This window comes from Planktothrix sp. FACHB-1355 (assembly GCF_014748295.1).
Lineage (GTDB): Bacteria > Cyanobacteriota > Cyanobacteriia > Cyanobacteriales > Aerosakkonemataceae > Aerosakkonema > Aerosakkonema funiforme_A.
Map to the genome: position 1 here is coordinate 1 of NZ_JACJUP010000857.1, position 3,140 is coordinate 3,140.

The 3,140-nt window shown below is 43.9% G+C and carries 3 protein-coding genes; 1 reads left to right on the forward strand and 2 read right to left on the reverse strand.

Features of this window, described 5'->3' with window-relative positions:
• The coding region (locus tag H6S82_RS26030) for a CHASE2 domain-containing protein (RefSeq protein ID WP_191056939.1) at nucleotides 1–1,776 on the reverse strand (1,776 nt) is incomplete at its 3' end.
• 68 nt (nucleotides 1,777–1,844) lie between these two features.
• Nucleotides 1,845–2,612, reverse strand: a complete 768-nt coding sequence (locus H6S82_RS26035; RefSeq protein WP_190464752.1) for a DUF928 domain-containing protein — start codon at nucleotides 2,610–2,612, stop codon at nucleotides 1,845–1,847.
• Nucleotides 2,613–2,876: 264 nt separating this feature from the next.
• On the opposite strand from H6S82_RS26035, the gene H6S82_RS26040 reads away from it, so the two are divergent.
• Nucleotides 2,877–3,140 (forward strand): hypothetical protein (locus tag H6S82_RS26040; RefSeq protein ID WP_191056940.1); only part of this gene is annotated, 264 nt, incomplete at its 3' end.

A 3,140-nucleotide genomic window follows, 5' to 3' on the forward strand; every position in this document is an offset into this window, starting at 1 on the left:
AACTTCGCTAAAAGTAGATTCGGAAATAAAAATTTGGCCACCCACTGTAAATGTTTCGATCCGAAAAGCTAAATTAACTTGATTGCCAATCACACCATATTCAGTGCGTTTTTCCGAACCGATGTTTCCCACTACGGCTTCACCTGTGTTAATGCCAATGCCCATTTCTATTTCTGGATAACCCAAGGAAGCTAGCTTTTCATTGACGGACTGCATTGCTAACTGCATAGCGATCGCGCAAGCAACGGCTCTTTCAGCCTCATTTTCTCTAATTGTAGGAGCGCCAAAAAGAATCAGAATCCCGTCGCCCATGAGTTTATCAATTGTGCCATGATAGTATGTAATTACATCCGTCATGTATCCCAAATAAATGTTGAGTATTTTCACCACTTCTTCGGGTGAAAGTTGTTCCGACAAAGCGGTAAAACCTCTTAAATCGGAGGCGATGACAGTAATTTTCCGCCTTTCGCCGCCAAGCTTCAAACCTTCGGGACTTTCTAACAAATTGGCGACAATTTCATCTGTGAGGTAACGCCCAAAGGTTTTGCGAATTTCTGCGGCGCTGTGGGCGAGGTAAAAGAGAATGGCGATCGCCGATCCTGTGAAGGACAGCAATGGCGGTACTACAGGTATCCACCACCCTCCTAAAAAAGCCAGATAAGTGCTACCGAGCAATACTCCTGCTGCCAAAAAAAGAGCCGTTATTTTTAGGAAAGAAAATCTTTTAACTCTGGCGGCATTTTTCAATCGCCAAGTCAAGATAGCACCAAGTCCAGACCAAAACAGAATCCAGAAATTCTCCGAAATTTCTGACCAACTTTTAAAGAAAGACTTACCGTCAAGAGCAGCACTAATCATCTGACTGACTAGCTGGGCGTGAATTTCGACCCCTGTCATGGGAGCTGCCAGATCGATTAAACCGCCGCTATAGGGAGTAAAGAATGAATCCTTTGCACTTTCAGCAATTTTTCCAATCAAAATAATGCGGTCTTTGCCCCATTCTGGCGGAAGTCGATCGCTAAGAACATCTGTCAGAGAAACTGTGTTGAAATGCTTGTTTCCGTTTGGGTAATTGAGGATAATTTGATAACCGCGAGCGTCAGATCGCACATAACCGCCATCATTCGCTTCAAAAGGAGTAATTATCGATTTACCGATTTGATATTTTGTCTCCGCAATTCTTTTGACAGCAATTCCTTCCTTTTCCAAATAATGTAAAGCTAGATGAGCTGCGAAACTCCAGATTATTTTGCCATCGCGATCGCGCACATACAAAAAGCTGCGCCTTACTTTGCGATCGGCATCTTCCAGCAAGTCGTTTGCACCTACTTGCTGCTTAGCTTTTAACTCTGGAGGTGGGGGGACTATTTCCCAAGCTTTATTGCCAATTACTTTTTCTATACCAACTAAATTAGGGGTGGATCTAAACACCTGTACTAATTCTTTATAACCCGGTTCTTCCGGTAAATTGCGATAAATATCCAAACCAATTGCTCTAGGCTTTCTGGCTTTCAATTTTTCCAGCAATCGGGCATAAACAATATCTGGTATGTTCGCTGTGCCAAGTTTTTCGATGTCTGATTCACCAATTCCGACGATCGCAATCCGGTCATCTACCTTTGTCTGAGGTCGCAGCTGCATATATCGATCGAATGCAGCCCACTCCCACGACTGCAATAAACCGACTAAACGCAATAGGATTACCAACACCGCCACTAAGGGAGTAGTAATCCACACACCCCGCCATTGCCAAAAAAAATTTTTAAATTGTCCCACATCAAACCATCGTAATAGGTAGTACCTAGTGGCCGCTGACGAATAACACCCTGTTTACCGAGAGGCAATTAATTATTACCTATTACTAATTGACTCTTCTCTGCCGTCGAGGAATCGACGATCGGCTCAGCAGCTAAAGCCTCCAAACCAACTGATTTTAACAGCTGTTCCCATTCCGTAGGATAAGTATTACGCAGCTCGGCCACAATAGCCAGAGTTTCGTTCCAAATCCTAGCCTCTGCAAACAACTTGGCCTGTTCCAGAGGTGAAGAAGCCTGCTGTAGCTTTTGCTTGAGATCCGAACTCAATTCAATAGGTCGAATTGTGCCCCGAACAAATTGATCTTTGCTACGGTCTGACCCATCGCAAATCAGGGCAAACTGCCACACAAAATCTTTGCCTACTTGTAAAGATGCACTTTGAGGGATGTGTACTTTAACTATGCCACCAGTCGCGGCTAGTGGAAAACTGCTGAGGTAAACTTCTTTGCCTTGTTCGTCAACTACCACAAATTCTGCCGACTTGGCGATGGTTTTAGGGACATAGAAAAAAAGCGTTGGATTTGTACTCGCTGTTGTTCCCACATTATCCCGTGTAGGCATCAAGGCGGTTACAGGTAAAACACCGGACTCGACACAGGAAGGACCGCGAGTTCCTCCGCCGGCACTTCGTTCGGGTGCGCCTCGATCGTCCGCAGGCGGAAATTCCAGACTGACTTTCCACTCAGAAGGCATTTGCGCCAAAAGCTGAGGCGATAAGCTAGTGAAAATTAGCAATGCTGGAGATAGCACTTTGACAATGCTCCCCAACCGATTAACAGATTTAGCTACAACCATATTAGAGGGACTTACTAGAAAATTATGCTCGTTTTGATTAAGCAGAAATTACGCTGCATATCTGTTGCTTCAATAGATGCAATCCCCCAGGCTGATGTGCCTACTATCCATAATATCACTTTTTTTTGATGTCACTATCTTTAGATAGATATCTTTAAACTCTATGATACATTGGCATTACCAATTTACACCATTGGTGCAAGCAGTTTTACTGCAATTTAATAAGTTGGTAAATTTGCGATCTTAACTTTTCTCCAGAGATAAATGATAGTAACTCACTCCCATCTAATGCAGATCGTTGCCCAAGCCAGTTCTTTATCAGAACGGTTATGTGTTGATTTACTCAAGACAAACTCTGCTGAGGCGATCGAACCACAACTGAACGATAACCGCTTGAATCGCTGGTGCCAGGTAGTTTCCCAAGGCAACTGGGAAAAATTTTACAAACGCCTTTCCTGGGATGAGTTAAACATTATACAAGCCAGCTCGGTAGTGCGATCGCTTCCTGTTGTCGATGGTCAAGCTTTG

Bases quoted from the DNA above. Each gene is read 5' to 3' on its own strand.
- H6S82_RS26035 (WP_190464752.1), bottom strand. From the start codon at position 2,612: ATGGTTGTAGCTAAATCTGTTAATCGGTTGGGGAGCATTGTCAAAGTG.